This window comes from Rickettsia endosymbiont of Oedothorax gibbosus, from assembly GCF_936269705.1.
Taxonomy (GTDB): Bacteria; Pseudomonadota; Alphaproteobacteria; order Rickettsiales; family Rickettsiaceae; genus Tisiphia.
In genome coordinates this window covers 2,133,668-2,151,839 of record NZ_OW370493.1, presented here as the reverse complement: position 1 = coordinate 2,151,839, position 18,172 = coordinate 2,133,668, and the positions used below count along the sequence as shown (strand labels likewise).

Here is an 18,172-nt window from a genome sequence, read left to right as displayed (position 1 = left end):
GTCTAGACAAAGGGGACCACCTTACTTTACTGAATTGCGAACCATATGTACAATACATAATTGTACTATAGTACTCGGGAATACACTGCTTATAGCTTCTGGAAAGCCCTTTAAACCATCCACACAAGCAACATAAATTTGTTCAATTCCTCGATTCTTTAACTCAGTAACTACTTGCATCCAAAATTTAGCACCTTCATTTTTGCCTATCCAAATGCCAAGTAACTCCTTTTTCCCTTCTATATTTACAGCAAGTGCTAAATATACTGCTTTATTTATTACTATGTGATTGTCTCTAGATTTTACATAGATACAGTCCAAGTATAATATTGGATACACCCTATCTAAACAACGATTTTGCCACCTAGTTACTTCTTCTATTACCCCATCTGTTATGGTGGATATCAAGTCACCAGATACATCAGTTTGATATATTTCTTCTAAATGCCCTCGGATCTCGCTGACTGTCATACCGCGACCATAAAGGGATATCACTTTCTCATCAAATCCATTAAATCTCCTCAGCCCTTTTGGTATTAATTGAGGATTATACTCTCCTTCCCGATCTCTTGGTACTTCTACTGTCAGCTTACGACCATCCCCATCAATTACTGTCTTCTCATAGCTACCATTACGACGATTATTATCTACTTTTGGCATCTTGCTATGTTTTGAATATCCTAATTCATGATCCAACTCACTTGCTAATATTTTCTCAACTATTTGCTTCTTTAGCTGTTGAAATAAACCATCTCGACCAAATAACTCCGATGGATCTGCTTTTGATAATAATTCTTCTACTAGCTGATTACTGATGTTTAATGTATCTTTATCTGTATCTAATTTTTTAGCCATAATTCCTCCTTGCTTGCTTAAGTTACTTTTTTTACAGTAATCTCTTACTGCTTTCTTTGCAACTTACACAAACTATAGGACAGACTCGAAAAATATATTATTCGTCTTAAAGTTGAGTGGATCACAATGCTAAAATTTCTCTATGTATCTATAATGTCATATTTGCAATTGCTGTCCTCGCAATGACGCTGATGCTAAATACTAATCGGATTTATAACGTTGCCAATTCAAGTTAATTCACTATATATATGCCTCCTAGTTTATTTTTGATAATCTAGTACTATGTCTTCCACCTTCAAATTTAGTGGTTAAAAATTTATCGACCATTTGACATGCCAATTCTTCGTTTGGTATCTTAGCTCCTAACACTATTATATTAGCATCATTATGGGCTCTTGATCTTTCTGCCATAAATAAGTCAAAACATAAAGCAGCCCTTATGTCAGATGTACGATTTGCGGCAATTGACATACCTATACCAGTTCCACAAATTAAAATTCCTAAAGGAGCTATATTTTCTAAGATTCCATCAACAACTTTTTTAGCATAATCTGGATAATCCGCTACTTCTTGACTATAGGTACCATAATCAAGGATAGATATATTTTTATTGTTTAAATAACTGATAATTTTACTCTTGAGTGAAAATCCGGAATGGTCACTGGCTATTAGAACGCTGTAAGTTTTCATAATTACGTAATCTTGGTAAAAAAATACTAAAATTAATTGTACATTAAAGTTAGTTTATTGCATAATAAAATTGCAAATTTTTTGGTTAGTTATGAAAAACAATATATTTTTTATCTATTTTGTAATATTTATGATTTCTGGATGTGCTACTCAACTTCCAGCTCCTATTGAATATAATCGTGGAAAGGATTTTTCCCAAAAAGCTACAACTACAAAACCACCAACTACTACATATTCTGAAAATAACCATATATCAGAAAGTGATGAAGGCGAAATAATAGGTAAAGAGATTGACGAGAAAGAAAAAGAGTTTGATGCTCCAACTGGTTTCTTACAGGAACGCCATGCTATAAAGCCTCAAAATCAGGACGATATAATAATAGTCCCAAAAGTAAAACTAGATGATAATAAGATAATCTATCGTGAGGTTCAATCAGGAGAAACGTTAGAATCGATAGCCAATGAGTATGGTCAAACGGTTGAGCAATTAGCTGAGCTAAATAACATGTCTGCCCCATACCATCTTAGCAAATCTCAAATTATCATGATAAAAGTTAATACCGAGCTGTTAAATAAAAAAAATCAAGAAAGATCAATAAGAAAAAGCACTATAAGAGAAACGGAAAATGCGACAAAATTTATCAAACCAATTAATGGTAAAATTATTATCAAATTTGGTGAACAAACATCTAAAGGAAAAAGCAAAGGGATTAATATTGCTGCAAAAGAAGGTGCTAATGTAAAATCTATTGCCTCAGGTAAAGTAATGTTTGCAGGTAATGATACGAAGTTTGGTAATTTACTAATAGTAAAATTAGATAATAGCGATCTTTATGTTGCTTATGCTTATTTACAAGACCTAATTGTTCAAAAAGGAGCAACAGTTTCACAAGGAGAAGTAATAGGACATGTAGGGGGTACTGGAGATGCCGAATACCCTCAGCTGCATTTTGCTATTCGCCAGGGAAAGCTAGCTGTTGATCCACTACAATATGTAAACTATTAAAATTTAGAACATAACGTAGCAAGACCCTTTAAAATAGTATATGGTCAACATCTATTAGCAAGGATGCTGCCTGCGATAACTATTGAGTCAATCATTTAATTTGTGTGTGCGTCAAGATAAGGTGCATTAATCTTACGGGTGAAAGTCCTGTTATGGAAGGAGTAGCTAGCTCCACCATATAGCGAGTCTTGTGCTGCTGAAGGTAACGACAGTAGTAAAGCGTAGACAGCGAAACATCCGAGCCGAAACCAAATGGTGAACGTGATAGCCCTGAAATGATATTGGTAGTGGAAGTCGATGTGCTACACAACGCAGTAGACAAGAGAAAACTAGAGGTCAAACTAGCGAAAATCCGAAAGTTTTCAACCATCGGGGTCTCAGGCGTCAGCGAGTTTGTAGAGATTAATGACACAACTTGAGAAGTTCTTATAACTCTTACTGAGTTAAGTAAGTATTCAAAGTACAAGTGCCGAAACATAAGGCTTTGGAGATGGTGTTAAGGATGGCTGAGTCAGTTGTAGTAGTGATGAAGCTTCGTAATGGGAGTGGAGCGAAGGGCTGACAGAAAGGTAAGAACGTAAGAGGGAAACAATGACCGTACACAGCATAGACGGAAATACATGGTCAACGAAACTTGAGCGTATAAAGTTGCTATCATCACAAAATCAAGACATAAAGTTTAATAATCTTGGACATATTATTGATTTAAAGATGTTAGAAGAACAATATAAGGAACTTGATAGCAAGAAAGCTGTAGGAATAGATGGTATAACCAAAGCGGTTTATGGTAAGAAGTTGGAAGCAAATTTGCTCTCGCTCCTTACTAAAATTCGCAAGGGGCAATATCAAGCTAAACCTGCACGAATTACATTGATTCCAAAAGAAGATGGAGGCAAAAGACCTTTGGTAATATCATGCTTTGAAGACAAGATAATCGAGTCGGCAGTAAGCAAGATATTAAACTCAGTGTTCGAGCCAATATTCTTAAAATGTTCTTACGGGTTTCGACCTAAATTAAACGCCCATGATGCACTTAAGGAGTTGAATAGACTTACGTATAACTTCAATAAAGGAGCTGTAGTTGAAATTGATATAACTAAGTGCTTCAATTCAATCAAACATTCTGAGTTGATGGGATTCCTAAGAAAGAGAATATCTGACAAAAGATTCCTAAGACTAGTTATGAAACTGATGGAAACACCAATTATAGAAAACGGCATTACAGTTACTAACAAGGAAGGATGCCGCCAAGGGTCTAAAACATCACCAATTTTGGCAAATGTCTTCCTACATTATGTTATTGACTGTTGGTTTGCTAAAATCAGCAAGGAAAACATAAGAGGGCAAACTGGAATGGTGAGGTATTGTGACGATATGGTGTTCGTCTTTGAGAATGAAGAAGACGCGAGGAAGTTTTATGAGGTTTTGCCCAAAAGATTAAACAAGTATGGCTTGAACATCAATGAAGCTAAATCGCAGATGATTCAGTCCGGTAGATACCATGCTGAGGACTTAGCTAAGCAAGGTAAGAAGATCAAGAGTTATAATTTTCTTGGCTTTACTTGCTATTGGGGTAAATCAAGGTTTGGTAACATATGGAGATTAAAATATACCACAAGGAAAGATCGATTTACCGAGAAGCTTAAAGGGCTAAGAGAATATCTACGAAGTCACCTTAATGAGAGGGGCAAAGAACAGATATTATTGCAAGTCATTAGAGCTACAAAGGGGTGGATCAATTATCATGGTATATCAGATAATCAAAGACGAGTAAGTTCATTTATTCACCAAACTAGGCGAGCAATATATGGGTGGTTTAATAGAATGGGTGGGAAGCGTAAGATGAATTGGCAAAGATTAGCTGAAATACTCAAAAGGGTCGACTTTCCAAATAAGTGGAAGACCATTTCAATGTTCTAAAACCAACAAAAAAAAAATAGGGTACAAGCCTATCTTACCTTTCGGGAGCCGGATGCGGTAGCTCTGCATGTCCGGTTCTGAGGAGGGGCTTAACCAAGCAATTGGTTAGGTCTACTCACAAAGTTCATTTTTTATTTTCCAATAAATCATATTTAAAATCTCCACAAAGTATTTCAAATTGATTTAAAGCTAAAGACCAATCTTTAATAGGCATGGTCCATTTTTTGGCTGCATTTTGTAGGGATAAAAATATTATTTTTTGAATTGACTTATCATCTGGAAATTACACCTAACCTTTAATTCCAAACAATGCAGATTTTTTTTTGAGCCAGTCACACTCAACGCTTAACTATCCCAAATGCTAAGCCACCGCTTTCAGCGGTGGAATCATAGTGTTTGACATATACTAAAGATATCCCTAAATGATTTTGCCGCTCAAAGCAGAATCAAGAAGGATAATGTATATGCCAAACTATAATAGTTTAAACCACTGTACATGGGAATGTAAGTACCATGTTGTTTTTACACCCAAATATCGCAAGAAAACAATATTTGGATTTATTAGGAAAGAGTTAAAAGAAGTATTCCATCGTTTAGCGGGTCAAAAGGAATGTAAGATAGAGGAAGGATATTTAATGCAGGATCATGTGCATATGCTAATATCCATTCCACCCAAACATTCTATTTCAACCATTGTGGGTTTTATTAAAGGTAAAAGTTCTATATGGGTAGCACAAAATATAGCGAATAAACAGCAAAATTTTGCTGGTCATAAATTTTGGGCAAGAGGATATTTTGTGAGTACCGTAGGAGCGAATGAAGAGGTAGTACGTAAATACGTTCAAAACCAAGAATCTGAGGATAAAAGAGCTGATCAACTTAACCTGTTTTACAGGTCAAAATAAGTAATATTAACCCGCTTTGAGCGGTTCTATAACAAACTCCCACTTCTAGTGGGAGTAATTGGCTGACCAATTTGCTCATATAGATTCTTGATTAACCCCTGCTGATTTGGATCAGCACTCTGTGTTTTATTCTTAAAACCTTGTACTAACAACTCAAGACCTTGTTTTTTCCAGTTACTGATCTGTGTTGCATGAACACCATACTTACTGGTTATCTGGGCTATTGTTAGCTCTCCCTTAATTGCTTCTATGACAATTTTGGCTTTCTCCTCAGCACTATATTGCCTTACTTGTTTTTTCATCTCTAGCTCTCCTTGTTTGCTAAAGAATTCTATCTCATTTTTCTTATTTTTCTGTCCAAAATATTGGAACCATTATAATTTACTCGGATTAAAAAGAAAATTAAATTCTTTCCAGCTATCGTAACGTTGAGGGTCTAGATTATTAATAGGGCTTGCTTGCCATACTGCCCTCATTGCACTGTCAGATAGAGCATCACAAGCTGTTTTCGTTATATTTAGGCATATTGTTTCTTTTGCTTTTACTTCTTTAACACTGCCATCTTTGTTTAAAGCAATATACAAAATTACCCTTAACTGCTCAAGATTTTGTATCCCAATAGGCTTGCTCCATAATCTCTCTATTTGTTGCTTAATTAAAGATATTTCACTGATAGAAAGAGCTAACGTGTCATCGTATGAACCTTTCGATTCCTGAGTTTCTTTATTTTCTTTGGCTCTTGCTTGTTTATTTGACTTTGCATTAGAGCCTTCGGATGATTGCTCTAAATTTTTAAGCAAAGAATCTAAGTCACTTTTATTAGGAATTTTCTTTTTTTTCTCAATTGGCTTCTTTGCTTCTGTAGGCTTTTTCACTTCTGTAGGTTTCTTCTCTTCTATAGCCTTCTTTTTTTCGATAATAGGTTTTTCTTCTAGAGGCTTTTCTTCTTCAATAATAGGCTTTTCTATAGGCTTTTTTTCCTCAATAATAGGCTTCTCTTCAATGGACTTCTTCTCTTCTACCGGTTTTTCTTCTACAATTTTCTTTTCTTCAACAGCCTTCTCTACAGGTTTTTTCTCTTCTACATAATCAGGTTTGCTTTGTTCTACCTTTTTTGCATCTTGATTTTCTATAGCTTTTTCAGGTTGTTTGGTTTTATTGGGTACATTAGATTGATTACTAATCGGTAACATTTCAAAAACTATTACTTGCTCTTCAGGAAGTTTTTTAAGCAATGATGGCATACCAAATAAGAAAAAATAAATTATTAGTAAATGAAGTGCCATCGAGCAAATAAAAGAGACAGAAACAATATTATTATTTTTCATTATATTTAATATTTGAAACTAGTGCTACTTTAGAAAAGCCAGCTGCATGGATTTCAGCTACAACACTAACTACCTCACCATAGGATACATTTTTATCTCCTCTTACAAAAATTCTAGTATCTTTTTTTTCTTTTGTAATATTAGTTAGCTTGCTAGCCAAATTTTGTCTTTCTATTTTAGATTCTAATAAATATAATTCTCCTTTATTGTTAATACTAATCACTAACGGCTCATCTTGTCCTGATAGTGGGCTAGAAGTTGTTTCTGGTAGATCAACATTAATACCTGATACTAGCATTGGAGAGGTTATCATAAAGATGATTAACAATACTAGCATAACATCAACGAGTGGTGTAACGTTAATCTCGCTGACTAAATTACTTCTTGCTCTTTGATTACCTGAGTTATTACCTAAGTTGCGTAATTGTATTGCCATTACATTTTTCCTTCATCTATAGCTCTTGATAATATAGAACTAAGCTCATTAATAAAATCATCGATTTTGTTGTTAATCTTAATTATTTGCGAGGAAAGGTAATTATAAAAAATCACTGCCGGAATTGCTGCAAATAAGCCAATTGCCGTTGCAAGTAGAGCTTCTGCAATACCAGGGGCGACAACAGCAAGTGAGGTGTTTTTTGATGCTGCAATAGACTGAAAACTATGCATAATCCCCCAGACAGTACCCAGCAATCCTATGAATGGTGTACTAGAAGCAACAGTTGCCAAAAAACCTAAATTTTGTTCTAATCTTTCAATTTCACGATTTCTGATCAAATACATAGATTGTATTATTCGCTCTTTATGACTAATTTTAAGTGCATCAGTGAGGTTTTTGGAACTTTGACGGTTACATTCATTCATCGCGGCTACAAAAATTGCAGCAAGAGGATTATTGATTGTTCTTTTGGTAGTTTCATATAATTGGTCTAAAACTGTTCCTGACCAAAAAGTAACTTCAAAAACTGCAATCTTCCTTCTTACCTGAATTAAATGGAGTATCTTATCTATAATAATAGTCCATGCCCAGATTGAGGCAATTACCAAAATTATCATAACAGATTTTCCGATGATATCAGATGACGATATCAGAGAAAAAATTGACGAACCACTTTGTGCTGTAATTTCTACAACATCATTAATATTATTATTTGTACTCATTGTTGCCATTATATATTATTTAAAATGTTATTTTGAATAACTATATATAAAATCCCTGATAGGTACAATAAACTGTTTAACTTTATATAATTAAGTGCTAATAATATAGCAAATATTGCTAATATTCAAATGATTTGATATTAGTGCTAACGCGTTATTATGATAAAATGAAGTGACATGACTAAAAAAATTGTGGCAATTATTGGCAGACCCAATGTCGGAAAATCTACGCTCTTTAATCGTTTAGCTATCAGGAAAAAGGCAATCGTACATGATCTCCCTGGGGTAACACGCGACCGAAAATACGCTGACGCACAAATTGGCCCATTCGATTTTACGGTAATTGATACTCCTGGTTTAGAAGAAGCAGAAGATGAAAAATTAGAATATAGAATGATACAACAAACTATGGAAGCGATTATAGAGGCAGATTTGCTATGTCTTGTGGTAGATGGCAAGGAGGGGGTGTTACCTGAAGATCAGTTTTTTGCTAATTTTATCAGAAGATATAATAAGAAATCTGTGTTAATCGTTAATAAATGTGAAGGGCGATTTGACTTTGCTAAAGAATATTACAAGCTTGGTTTTGATAATGTAGTACCAATTTCTGCCGAGCATGGTGTTGGTATGGCAGATTTATACGATGCAATAACTGAAGAATTAGAAAGTGAAGATGGAGAGGAAGAATTAACTGACCAATTAACCGATCCAATAAAAGCTAACTATATACAAATAGTGGTGAGTGGTCGACCAAACGCAGGAAAATCTACTTTTATTAATAGCATTATTAACAATGAAAGATTATTAACAGGTCCCGAAGCCGGTATAACAAGGGAATCTATAGAAATTGATTGGCTATATAATGATAATAAATTTAAATTAATTGATACGGCTGGCTTAAGAAAAAAAGGCACGGTTACTAAATCCTTAGAAAAATTATCATCTTCTGATGCTATTAATAGCATCAAGTTTGCTAATACAGTTATTCTGATGGTTGATGCACGAACTCCTCTAGAACAACAAGATTTAAATATTGCCAATTATGTTATAGATCAAGGCAGAAGTTTGCTTATAGTAGTTAATAAGTGGGATCTGATTGAGAGAAGAGACCAGGATAAATTTAAAGAGGAATTTGCTTATAAGATAGAAACCAATCTACCGCAAGTTAGAGGATTGCCAATAATATTCATATCAGCCTTAAAAAAACATAATATTAATATGGTGCTAGATGAATCTATCAGAATTTATAATTTATGGAATAAAAAAATTACAACAAGTAAACTGAATGATTGGTTAGGTTTTGCCCTTGAACAACATCCGTTACCCTTACAAAAAGGCGGAAGACGTGTTAGAATTAAATATATGACTCAAACAAAAATTCGTCCACCGACCTTTAAGCTATTTTCCAATAATCCTGAAAAAATCACTGATAGTTATACTAGGTACCTTATAAACAACTTGCGGGCAGCTTTTAATTTACCAGGTGTTCCAATAAGATTTATTTATACCAAAACTGAAAATCCATATGTAAAATCATAAACAGCACAGCTGTCGAAAGTTAGAACAGGGTAAGAGGGCATCATGGCAGTTTATAGTTAATTCAGGAGAATTTGGGGCTAGGAACGATGGAGCGACGCCTATAAGTAATAGGCGAGCATTGAGCGACGACGTCACCAACTTCTCATCAATTGACTATATCTTTTTTATTTCCTTATGATGAGTAAAAAGGCTGACTACTAAGCGTCATTGCGAGGAGGGCTAAAGCACGACGAAGCAATCCATTTTAATCGTTTTTTTGGATTACTTCGTCGCTACTAAAGTAGCTCCTCGCAATCTGATGTATCCCCACGAAATTAAGCACGACAAAGCTCCGTCTTTATAATAACCTGAGTTTGACGTAAGCACCAAACAAAATGCTAAGCATTATGTAATAATATAAACAAACTGTTGGTGGTGAGCTATGGTAAAAATAAAACCTTCTTTCAAACTAGTGTGTTAGGAGAAAGAATATTTGAAAAGTAAGAAGGGAGGGATTATAAAGTTCTCGAATAATAACAACAAAATTGGAGAATATATTATGATCCCTATTACGGAGATTTTCTGCTTAATTGATGATTTTTGCAAGCATTTTGATACGGAGCAAAATAAATATATATTACCAAATCCTAACCGTAAGCGTAAAGTAGTTTGCAGTATAGGACTATAGTACCCTACAATTTTGAGAAGATGAAGAAGAATGGTTGATTTAGAGTGGTGTGAAGTAGTATAAGGTAGGTATTTTTATAACAAAATGCATAATATAATACTTCAAGAATTGATTTTATATATAGACGGAAATAAATCAAGATTAAAATGTTTGGTTGGTATGGTAATTAGTTTGCTGACGGGCAGCTCAATTTATCAAAAAGGTTTAGCACTTGGTATTTTAGGTGATGCTAAAGCGACGTCAAAAACTCATAGAATTTATCGTTTTTTAAAAGATTTTAATTTTGATTATATGAAGGTTGGCTATTTGCTATTAAGCTTTTTTGCTTCAAAAAATTATGTCGTAGCAATGGATAGGACAAGTTGGAAATTTGGTAAATCCGATATTAATATTTTATTTTTAGTAATGGTAATTGGTAAAATATCGGTGCCAATATTCTGGAAGACTTTGTCGCATGGTGGCGGGTGTTCTGCAGAATTTATGAAGGAATTTTTACAGAAATTTATTAATAATTTTGGCGTTGAAAGAATAAAATATTTGCTTGCTGATAGAGAATTTATGAATAAAGAATGGTTAGACTTTCTGATAAATAACCATCTAAAGTTTGTTATTCCATTAAAAATGGATCATAAAATTCGTCTTACAAAAGGTTTAAGAACTTTAACCATTGAAAGAATATTTAGTGATGTTAAAGCCTTAGAGTATAGGGCTTGTAGTGGTATATTATGGAATAGAAAGGTTAATTTTACCGCATATAGAAATGATAAGAGCGAGCTGATGGTTCTGGTATCTTCAATTGAAATAGAGCAAGATATTTTTGCTTTATATAAATTTCGTTGGAGTGTTGAACGACTATTTTTGCACCTAAAAAGCGGTGGTTTTGATATTGAAAAAAGTCACATTGTAAAATTGGATAGATTTGAAAAATTATTAGTGATAACTGCTATTGCTTCAGCTTTAATAGTCAAAAATGGAATAATACAAAATGCCTTAAATCCCATCCGAATAAAACGGTACAAAACCATTGAAAGACAATTGTTTTCATTATTTACCTATGGCTTTGATCATATCAAAAATGCTTTTTATCAATCTACAACAGCCATAACGCAGCTAATATCCACATTATTAATACCTCCCAAACAAAAACTTTTTTCTATCCTAATACCATCTTTACAAAAATTGTAGGGTACTATGGTATAGGACTCTCAGAGATTATTACTATTATAGTAATGTTTCACTGGAAGTGTAATATAGTGGGATTATAGTTTATGGGGCGGTTATTTCTGGGTAAAATTTTAACACAAGATAAAGGTAGCAGAAGCCCTAAAATTCAGGTATAATACCTGTTATAGTCAATTGATGAGAACAACAACCATGCTTAACTTTGCCCCCTATATAGATTTACCTTTAGTTTGGGGTGGACTAATTGTCATAGCAATATTTCTGTATGTATTACTAGATGGTTTTGATCTGGGGGTTGGTATATTATTTCCATTTGCTCCTACTCAAGATTGCCGCAATAAAATGATGAATTCCATAGCACCATTTTGGGATGGTAATGAAACTTGGTTAGTTTTAGGTGGTGGTGGATTATTTGTTGCGTTCCCACTGGCTTATGCAATTTTGATGTCAGCCTTCTATATACCAATTATTGCAATGCTTTTGGGCTTGATTTTTCGCGGGGTAGCTTTTGAATTTAGATTTAAGGCAACTCCAAAGGATCGTTACATATGGGATTATTCTTTCCATTTTGGTTCTATCATTGCCGCCTTATTTCAGGGAATTATGCTGGGAGCTTTTATCCAAGGCGTTAAAGTGGATGGCAGGGTATTTGCTGGCGATGCTTTTGATTGGCTCACCCCTTTTTCTCTGATGACCGGTATTGCTCTGGTATTTGGTTATGCCCTACTTGGTTGTACTTGGCTGATCATGAAAACTGACAAAGATACGCAAATATGGGCTCGTAAATCTGCAGCATATGTATTAATTTATGTTATGTTATTTATGGGGCTAGTAAGTTTATGGGTACCATTTTTAAACGAGAGAATTCGTATATTTTGGTTTACTATGCCTAATTTTGCATATCTCTCATTCATTCCTATTTTAACTATTTTTACCTTATTTATGTTATTTACCACTCTTTATAAAAATAAAGAATACCAGCCTTTTTGTTACTCAGTTTTACTTTTTACTCTGGGCTATTTAGGGCTAATTTTAAGCATCTGGCCTTTTACCGTACCATATCAAATATCTTTATGGCAATCGGCAGCAATAGCCGAATCACAATCTCTAATGTTGGTAGGAGCTGCGTTACTTTTACCGATAATATTAGGTTATACAATTTATTGTTATTATATATTCCGTGGAAAATCAACTCATCACCCAATGTATTAGTAAATTGAGAAAAATTTTTATTTCTCAGAAATGCAAACAATGGCTTTGGTTTGTAATTTTATACTTAGTGGGGCTAATATTTGTGCTATCATTATCCTGTATAATTAAAGCTATCTTTTTTATATTTGGCTAGGAGGCTGGGTAAATAATTTAATTTGTGCTATACACGCTGCCACGGCAGTTTCAGTTCGCAGAACATTCGCTCCTAGACTTATTGATAAACTATTAGGTCTCAATGAAAGTATCTTAAGTTCATTCGGTGAAAAACCTCCTTCTGGACCGACAATAACTGAAATATTTGAGTATGATATAGGCATTATTTTTAATAATGTATTATTTTCATCTTCATTTTCATTAGCATATATTATAGAATTATCTAGGTTCTGATCGAAGAAAAGACTAAGTGATGTTAATGGCAGAAGAATGGGCGGGGTCAAACGTTCGGATTGTTCTGTAGATTCGATAATACATTTCATCAATTTTTGATTATTAACATTACGAAATTGAGACCTTTCTGTAATTAATGGAATAATTTTTGTCACCCCAAGCTGTACAGCCATATCTATGGCATCTAACATTCTATCACTTTTAATAATCGATATCCCTAAAGTAAGCTCAGGTTCGATTATTGTTTTTCTTAAAATATTAGTAAGTTCAACATGTAAATTATTTTTTGTTATATCGGTAATTTGTGCTATAAACTCACCATCTATACCGTTAAAGATTCTAAAATGATCACCAATTTTTAGCCTTAATACTGTTTTAAGGTAGTGGCTATGGTCTTCTGCAAGATTTAACGAATAATTTTCAATTAGTTTGATATTGCTATATCTTCTATGAAGACGAGAAATTTTCATAATTTTAACTCCAATGATCAATTATAGTCAATTCAAGAGAATTTGGGGCTAGGAGCGATGGAGCGACGCCTATAAGTAATTATAGTACCCTACAATTTTGAGAAGATGAAGAAGAATGGTTGATTTAGAGTGGTATGAAGTAGTATAAGGTAGGTATTTTTATAACAAAATGCATAATATAATACTTCAAGAATTGATTTTATATATAGACGGAAATAAATCAAGATTAAAATGTTTGGTTGGTATGGTAATTAGTTTGCTGACGGGCAGCTCAATTTATCAAAAAGGTTTAGCACTTGGTATTTTAGGTGATGCTAAAGAGACGTCAAAAACTCATAGAATTTATCGTTTTTTAAAAGATTTTAATTTTGATTATATGAAGGTTGGCTATTTGCTATTAAGCTTTTTTGCTTCAAAAAATTATGTCGTAGCAATGGATAGGACAAGTTGGAAATTTGGTAAATCCGATATTAATATTTTATTTTTAGTAATGGTAATTGGTAAAATATCGGTGCCAATATTCTGGAAGACTTTGTCGCATGGTGGCGGGTGTTCTGCAGAATTTATGAAGGAATTTTTACAGAAATTTATTAATAATTTTGGCGTTGAAAGAATAAAATATTTGCTTGCTGATAGAGAATTTATGAATAAAGAATGGTTAGACTTTCTGATAAATAACCATCTAAAGTTTGTTATTCCATTAAAAATGGATCATAAAATTCGTCTTACAAAAGGTTTAAGAACTTTAACCATTGAAAGAATATTTAGTGATGTTAAAGCCTTAGAGTATAGGGCTTGTAGTGGTATATTATGGAATAGAAAGGTTAATTTTACCGCATATAGAAATGATAAGAGCGAGCTGATGGTTCTGGTGTCTTCAATTGAAATAGAGCAAGATATTTTTGCTTTATATAAATTTCGTTGGAGTGTTGAACGACTATTTTTGCACCTAAAAAGCGGTGGTTTTGATATTGAAAAAAGTCACATTGTAAAATTGGATAGATTTGAAAAATTATTAGTGATAACTGCTATTGCTTCAGCTTTAATAGTCAAAAATGGAATAATACGAGTCTGTCCTATAGTTTGTGTAAGTTGCAAAGAAAGCAGTAAGAGATTACTGTAAAAAAAGTAACTTAAGCAAGCAAGGAGGAATTATGGCTAAAAAATTAGATACAGATAAAGATACATTAAACATCAGTAATCAGCTAGTAGAAGAATTATTATCAAAAGCAGATCCATCGGAGTTATTTGGTCGAGATGGTTTATTTCAACAGCTAAAGAAGCAAATAGTTGAGAAAATATTAGCAAGTGAGTTGGATCATGAATTAGGATATTCAAAACATAGCAAGATGCCAAAAGTAGATAATAATCGTCGTAATGGTAGCTATGAGAAGACAGTAATTGATGGGGATGGTCGTAAGCTGACAGTAGAAGTACCAAGAGATCGGGAAGGAGAGTATAATCCTCAATTAATACCAAAAGGGCTGAGGAGATTTAATGGATTTGATGAGAAAGTGATATCCCTTTATGGTCGCGGTATGACAGTCAGCGAGATCCGAGGGCATTTAGAAGAAATATATCAAACTGATGTATCTGGTGACTTGATATCCACCATAACAGATGGGGTAATAGAAGAAGTAACTAGGTGGCAAAATCGTTGTTTAGATAGGGTGTATCCAATATTATACTTGGACTGTATCTATGTAAAATCTAGAGACAATCACATAGTAATAAATAAAGCAGTATATTTAGCACTTGCTGTAAATATAGAAGGGAAAAAGGAGTTACTTGGCATTTGGATAGGCAAAAATGAAGGTGCTAAATTTTGGATGCAAGTAGTTACTGAGTTAAAGAATCGAGGAATTGAACAAATTTATGTTGCTTGTGTGGGGTTTAAAGGGCTTTCCAGAAGCTATAAGCAGTGTATTCCCGAGTACTATAGTACAATTATGTATTGTACATATGGTTCGCAATTCAGTAAAGTATGTGTCATATAAAGATTTAAAAGAGGTCACATCAGATCTAAAACAAATTTATACAGCTAATAATGACGAAATGGCACGTTTAAAACTTCAGCAATTTGGTGTAAAATGGGATAAAAAATATCCGGTAATTTCTGATATTTGGCAACGTAATTGGTCTGGGATAATACCGTTTTTTGCCTTTCCTGAAGAGAACAGAAAGGTAATTTATACTACTAACACTATAGAATCTGTAAATCGTCAAATTAGAAAAATTATCAAAAATAAGGGGGTGTTTCCAGATGATAAGTCAATTCAAAAAATAATATTTTTATCCCTACAAAATGCAGCCAAAAAATGGACCATGCCTATTAAAGATTGGTCTTTAGCTTTAAATCAATTTGAAATACTTTGTGGAGATTTTAAATATGATTTATTGGAAAATAAAAAATGAACTTACACAAATTAAATGATTGACTCTACAAAACCATTGAAAGACAATTGTTTTCATTATTTACCTATGGCTTTGATCATATCAAAAATGCTTTTTATCAATCTACAACAGCCATAACGCAGCTAATATCCACATTATTAATACCTCCCAAACAAAAACTTTTTTCTATCCTAATACCATCTTTACAAAAATTGTAGGGTACTATGATAAGTAATACCAATTGCAATAATTAACGCAGTGGTGTAAAATGGGTTTTTAACTGATAAAGGTACTCAAATGGCTAGGTTAATATTACCACAAGGTTTTCATGGTCATGATTTTATAAAAATGATGAAACATGAGCCGCATGGTCGAAATCGTATACGTTTATTGGCGATGTATCACCTTCAATTAGGCAAATCTTTAAAAGCCATATCTGAAATAGTGAAGTCACACTGGAAAACTGTGCAATCATGGCTCAGAAGATTTAGGAATCATGGTTTTGAAGGATTATTTGAATCACAAAGAAGCGGTGCCCCTAGGAAGATTAACACTATACAAGAGTCTGCTCTTTTTGATAAAATCAATACGCTCAGTGAAAGTAAAACTGGTGGGTATATAACTGGAAAGGAGCTACATATCATGTTACTTGAGGAATATGGTGCTAAATGCGCTTTAAAAACAGTCTACAATACTATGCACCGCCTTGGTTTTAGCTGGATTACTTCTCGTTCAATGCATCCAAAGTCAAATCAAGAGACTCAAAATACATATAAAAAAACTTCCCAGACATGTTAACAAAATTATTACCAAAAAATATCGATAGATGTAAAGTTGATATATGGTCTCAGGATGAAACTCGAGTTGGGCAACAAGGTAGCTTAACTCGTATATGGGCTAAGCGTGGCACTAGACCCCGTAAAGTTCGGCAACAGCAATTCATTTCAACATATATTTATGGAGCTGCTTGCCATGATACAGGAGAAGCTTTTGCATTAATTTTACCATATGCAAACACACAGGCAATGAATAAATTCTTAGAAGAGCTTTCTCGCAGTATTCAAGGCAACCGACATATAGCTTTACTAACGGATAATGCAGGTTGGCACACAGCCAAAAAACTAACTGTGCCAAGCAATATCACTTTGATACCGCTTCCGCCCTATGCACCGGAACTTAATGCAATGGAACAAGTTTGGGAATGGATCAAAAATCATTTCTTGTCTAACCAATGTTATGGTGTATATGAAGATATCGTCACTATGGCTTGTTACGCTTGGAATCAATTTGCTCATAATGTAGATTTAGTAAAATCAATTATGTATAGAGACTGGATAAACACACCGTGTTAATTATTGCAATTGGTATAATAGGCAAGCATTGAGAGACAACGCCCCCAACTTCTCATCAATTGACTATACTAAGTTAACAAAATTTTTAGTTAACTTAGTGCATAGCAATTATCTTTTATCTAAATTTTCAAAAAAATATTTATCTAAATAATAAAACAACGTTTTTGTTGAATAAGTTTATGGCAAACTTCAAGTAGCTTACGCATACAAGCAACTATCGCAACTTTCTTAGGTTTAAAATTATTAACAAGCCTATTGTATAAAGTTTTTAAATATTGAAAACCATTTTTGCCAGTTAATACCGCCATGTATAAAGCATCCCGTGGTATTTTTCTGCCTCCCCTAATAAATCTTCGTCCTTGCTTATTACCACTATCACGGGCGTACGGAGCTATCCCCACAATTGCTGACAATTCATTGCTACTATAATTTTTATCCCCTAATTCAGGTACAAAACTAATTAGTTTTGTAGCCAAACATTTACCAATACCAGGTACAGTCTCTAATATTTTTACCTTCTCTTTTAACTCTTCTGACTCATCTATTGTTTTGTTTAACTTCTTATCAAGCTCAGCTATTTCATTTTGTAAGAATTTAATGTGTTTTTCTATACTATCTTTATCAATACCATCAATACTATGATGTAGTCTTTTCTTTTCATTGCTAAGCATTAATACTAAATCTTCTCGTCTTTGCTTATATCTCTTCAAATTCTCTGATTCAACTTGATATATATAATTCGCTGAAAGCTGCATCTTATCACCATAATATGCTAATTTAAATGCATCCTTCCTATCAGTTTTACACAAATTTACCGATTTACTAAAAGAATTAAAACTATATGTATTGACCTTATGTATTTGTTGCTTATTATTATACAGCTTTTGACAAATCTCAGCTTCGTATCCTCCAGTGGGTTCACATATTATTAGCTTAATCTCTTGCTCTTTTGCTAATTTAATCACCTCTTCATGACCAGCTGCATCATTGGCAAAACGATGATATTTAGGTTTATCGCTTGTATTATATACACATATATCAAGCCATTGTTTACTTACATCTAGACCTATTATTTTACTCATGATATAATCTCCTTCGTCTTAT

The 18,172-nt window shown here is 33.5% G+C and carries 18 protein-coding genes and 2 pseudogenes; 12 read left to right on the top strand and 8 right to left on the bottom strand.

Going from position 1 to position 18,172, the window contains the following annotated elements; translation table 11 throughout:
* Positions 1-21: 21 nt before the first annotated feature.
* Together NBW66_RS11825 and rpiB are read right to left on the bottom strand one after the other, a co-directional pair.
* Entirely contained in the window at positions 22-855 is an 834-nt protein-coding gene (locus NBW66_RS11825) for an IS256 family transposase (RefSeq protein ID WP_250311102.1), read from the bottom strand.
* Between the two features lie 255 nt (positions 856-1,110).
* Positions 1,111-1,545 (bottom strand): ribose 5-phosphate isomerase B, encoded by a 435-nt coding sequence (rpiB, locus tag NBW66_RS11820; protein ID WP_250311101.1) that lies wholly within the window; start codon positions 1,543-1,545, stop codon positions 1,111-1,113.
* Between the two features lie 91 nt (positions 1,546-1,636).
* Between rpiB and NBW66_RS11815 the strand changes: the two genes are divergently transcribed.
* The 3 genes from NBW66_RS11815 (at position 1,637) to tnpA (ending at position 5,376) form a co-directional block, all read left to right on the top strand.
* Positions 1,637-2,551 carry a LysM peptidoglycan-binding domain-containing M23 family metallopeptidase gene (locus NBW66_RS11815; protein ID WP_250311100.1) on the top strand — a complete coding sequence of 305 codons (915 nt, stop codon included), beginning with the start codon at positions 1,637-1,639 and terminating at the stop codon, positions 2,549-2,551.
* A gap of 591 nt (positions 2,552-3,142) precedes the next feature.
* Positions 3,143-4,471, top strand: a complete 1,329-nt coding sequence (locus tag NBW66_RS11810; RefSeq protein WP_250310618.1) for a reverse transcriptase domain-containing protein — start codon at positions 3,143-3,145, stop codon at positions 4,469-4,471.
* Between the two features lie 464 nt (positions 4,472-4,935).
* Positions 4,936-5,376 (top strand): IS200/IS605 family transposase, encoded by a 441-nt coding sequence (gene tnpA / locus NBW66_RS11805; protein ID WP_250312178.1) that lies wholly within the window; start codon positions 4,936-4,938, stop codon positions 5,374-5,376.
* 26 nt (positions 5,377-5,402) lie between these two features.
* On the opposite strand, the gene NBW66_RS11800 is transcribed toward tnpA, so the two are convergent.
* The 4 genes from NBW66_RS11800 to tolQ all read right to left on the bottom strand — a co-directional run bounded on the left by NBW66_RS11800 (position 5,403) and on the right by tolQ (position 7,865).
* Complete coding sequence (locus tag NBW66_RS11800; protein WP_250310850.1) at positions 5,403-5,678, bottom strand: transposase; 276 nt, start codon at positions 5,676-5,678, stop codon at positions 5,403-5,405.
* A gap of 72 nt (positions 5,679-5,750) precedes the next feature.
* Entirely contained in the window at positions 5,751-6,704 is a 954-nt protein-coding gene (locus NBW66_RS11795) for an energy transducer TonB (RefSeq protein WP_250311099.1), read from the bottom strand.
* A complete protein-coding gene (gene tolR / locus NBW66_RS11790; protein ID WP_250311098.1) occupies positions 6,694-7,140 on the bottom strand; it encodes a protein TolR in 447 nt (148 codons plus the stop codon). Before tolR ends, NBW66_RS11795 begins: the two co-directional genes overlap by 11 nt.
* Entirely contained in the window at positions 7,140-7,865 is a 726-nt protein-coding gene (gene tolQ / locus NBW66_RS11785; protein WP_250311097.1) for a protein TolQ, read from the bottom strand. Before tolQ ends, tolR begins: the two co-directional genes overlap by 1 nt.
* Before the next feature lie 177 nt (positions 7,866-8,042).
* On the opposite strand from tolQ, the gene der reads away from it, so the two are divergent.
* From der to cydB, 4 genes and pseudogenes are all read left to right on the top strand, one after another.
* Positions 8,043-9,404: a ribosome biogenesis GTPase Der gene (der, locus tag NBW66_RS11780; protein ID WP_250311096.1), complete on the top strand. Its 1,362-nt coding sequence runs from the start codon at positions 8,043-8,045 to the stop codon at positions 9,402-9,404.
* A gap of 538 nt (positions 9,405-9,942) precedes the next feature.
* Positions 9,943-10,068: pseudogene (locus NBW66_RS14680) on the top strand (IS982 family transposase); the annotation flags it as partial.
* Positions 10,069-10,155: 87 nt separating this feature from the next.
* Entirely contained in the window at positions 10,156-11,256 is a 1,101-nt protein-coding gene (locus NBW66_RS11775) for a transposase (protein WP_250310546.1), read from the top strand.
* Between the two features lie 189 nt (positions 11,257-11,445).
* Positions 11,446-12,465, top strand: a complete 1,020-nt coding sequence (gene cydB / locus NBW66_RS11770; RefSeq protein ID WP_250311095.1) for a cytochrome d ubiquinol oxidase subunit II — start codon at positions 11,446-11,448, stop codon at positions 12,463-12,465.
* A gap of 119 nt (positions 12,466-12,584) precedes the next feature.
* Here cydB and NBW66_RS11765 read toward each other — a convergent pair whose 3' ends face one another.
* Positions 12,585-13,322: a 16S rRNA (uracil(1498)-N(3))-methyltransferase gene (locus NBW66_RS11765; RefSeq protein ID WP_250311094.1), complete on the bottom strand. Its 738-nt coding sequence runs from the start codon at positions 13,320-13,322 to the stop codon at positions 12,585-12,587.
* Positions 13,323-13,491: 169 nt separating this feature from the next.
* Between NBW66_RS11765 and NBW66_RS11760 the strand changes: the two genes are divergently transcribed.
* From NBW66_RS11760 to NBW66_RS11740, 5 genes and pseudogenes are all read left to right on the top strand, one after another.
* Positions 13,492-14,445 (top strand): transposase, encoded by a 954-nt coding sequence (locus NBW66_RS11760; RefSeq protein ID WP_250311093.1) that lies wholly within the window; start codon positions 13,492-13,494, stop codon positions 14,443-14,445.
* A gap of 31 nt (positions 14,446-14,476) precedes the next feature.
* Positions 14,477-15,737, top strand: a pseudogene (locus NBW66_RS11755) (IS256 family transposase).
* Between the two features lie 47 nt (positions 15,738-15,784).
* Complete coding sequence (locus NBW66_RS11750; RefSeq protein WP_250310699.1) at positions 15,785-15,934, top strand: hypothetical protein; 150 nt, start codon at positions 15,785-15,787, stop codon at positions 15,932-15,934.
* A gap of 79 nt (positions 15,935-16,013) precedes the next feature.
* On the top strand, positions 16,014-16,514 hold the full coding sequence (locus NBW66_RS11745; RefSeq protein WP_250310542.1) for a helix-turn-helix domain-containing protein: 501 nt from the start codon (positions 16,014-16,016) through the stop codon (positions 16,512-16,514).
* On the top strand, positions 16,508-17,068 hold the full coding sequence (locus tag NBW66_RS11740; protein ID WP_250310543.1) for an IS630 family transposase: 561 nt from the start codon (positions 16,508-16,510) through the stop codon (positions 17,066-17,068). The genes NBW66_RS11745 and NBW66_RS11740 overlap by 7 nt, the downstream gene beginning before the upstream one ends.
* Positions 17,069-17,211: 143 nt before the next feature.
* On the opposite strand, the gene NBW66_RS11735 is transcribed toward NBW66_RS11740, so the two are convergent.
* A complete protein-coding gene (locus NBW66_RS11735) occupies positions 17,212-18,150 on the bottom strand; it encodes an IS110 family RNA-guided transposase (protein ID WP_250310767.1) in 939 nt (312 codons plus the stop codon).
* Between the last annotated feature and the right edge of the window lie 22 nt (positions 18,151-18,172).

Excerpts from the sequence above, each read along its gene's own strand:
- NBW66_RS11825 (WP_250311102.1), bottom strand. The coding sequence starts at position 855 with ATGGCTAAAAAATTAGATACAGATAAAGATACATTAAACATCAGTAAT.
- rpiB (WP_250311101.1), bottom strand. The coding sequence starts at position 1,545 with ATGAAAACTTACAGCGTTCTAATAGCCAGTGACCATTCCGGATTTTCA.
- NBW66_RS11815 (WP_250311100.1), top strand. The coding sequence starts at position 1,637 with ATGAAAAACAATATATTTTTTATCTATTTTGTAATATTTATGATTTCT.
- NBW66_RS11810 (WP_250310618.1), top strand. The coding sequence starts at position 3,143 with ATGACCGTACACAGCATAGACGGAAATACATGGTCAACGAAACTTGAG.
- tnpA (WP_250312178.1), top strand. The coding sequence starts at position 4,936 with ATGCCAAACTATAATAGTTTAAACCACTGTACATGGGAATGTAAGTAC.
- NBW66_RS11800 (WP_250310850.1), bottom strand. The coding sequence starts at position 5,678 with ATGAAAAAACAAGTAAGGCAATATAGTGCTGAGGAGAAAGCCAAAATT.
- NBW66_RS11795 (WP_250311099.1), bottom strand. The coding sequence starts at position 6,704 with ATGAAAAATAATAATATTGTTTCTGTCTCTTTTATTTGCTCGATGGCA.
- tolR (WP_250311098.1), bottom strand. The coding sequence starts at position 7,140 with ATGGCAATACAATTACGCAACTTAGGTAATAACTCAGGTAATCAAAGA.
- tolQ (WP_250311097.1), bottom strand. The coding sequence starts at position 7,865 with ATGAGTACAAATAATAATATTAATGATGTTGTAGAAATTACAGCACAA.
- der (WP_250311096.1), top strand. The coding sequence starts at position 8,043 with ATGACTAAAAAAATTGTGGCAATTATTGGCAGACCCAATGTCGGAAAA.
- NBW66_RS11775 (WP_250310546.1), top strand. The coding sequence starts at position 10,156 with ATGCATAATATAATACTTCAAGAATTGATTTTATATATAGACGGAAAT.
- cydB (WP_250311095.1), top strand. The coding sequence starts at position 11,446 with ATGCTTAACTTTGCCCCCTATATAGATTTACCTTTAGTTTGGGGTGGA.
- NBW66_RS11765 (WP_250311094.1), bottom strand. The coding sequence starts at position 13,322 with ATGAAAATTTCTCGTCTTCATAGAAGATATAGCAATATCAAACTAATT.
- NBW66_RS11760 (WP_250311093.1), top strand. The coding sequence starts at position 13,492 with ATGCATAATATAATACTTCAAGAATTGATTTTATATATAGACGGAAAT.
- NBW66_RS11745 (WP_250310542.1), top strand. The coding sequence starts at position 16,014 with ATGGCTAGGTTAATATTACCACAAGGTTTTCATGGTCATGATTTTATA.
- NBW66_RS11740 (WP_250310543.1), top strand. The coding sequence starts at position 16,508 with ATGTTAACAAAATTATTACCAAAAAATATCGATAGATGTAAAGTTGAT.
- NBW66_RS11735 (WP_250310767.1), bottom strand. The coding sequence starts at position 18,150 with ATGAGTAAAATAATAGGTCTAGATGTAAGTAAACAATGGCTTGATATA.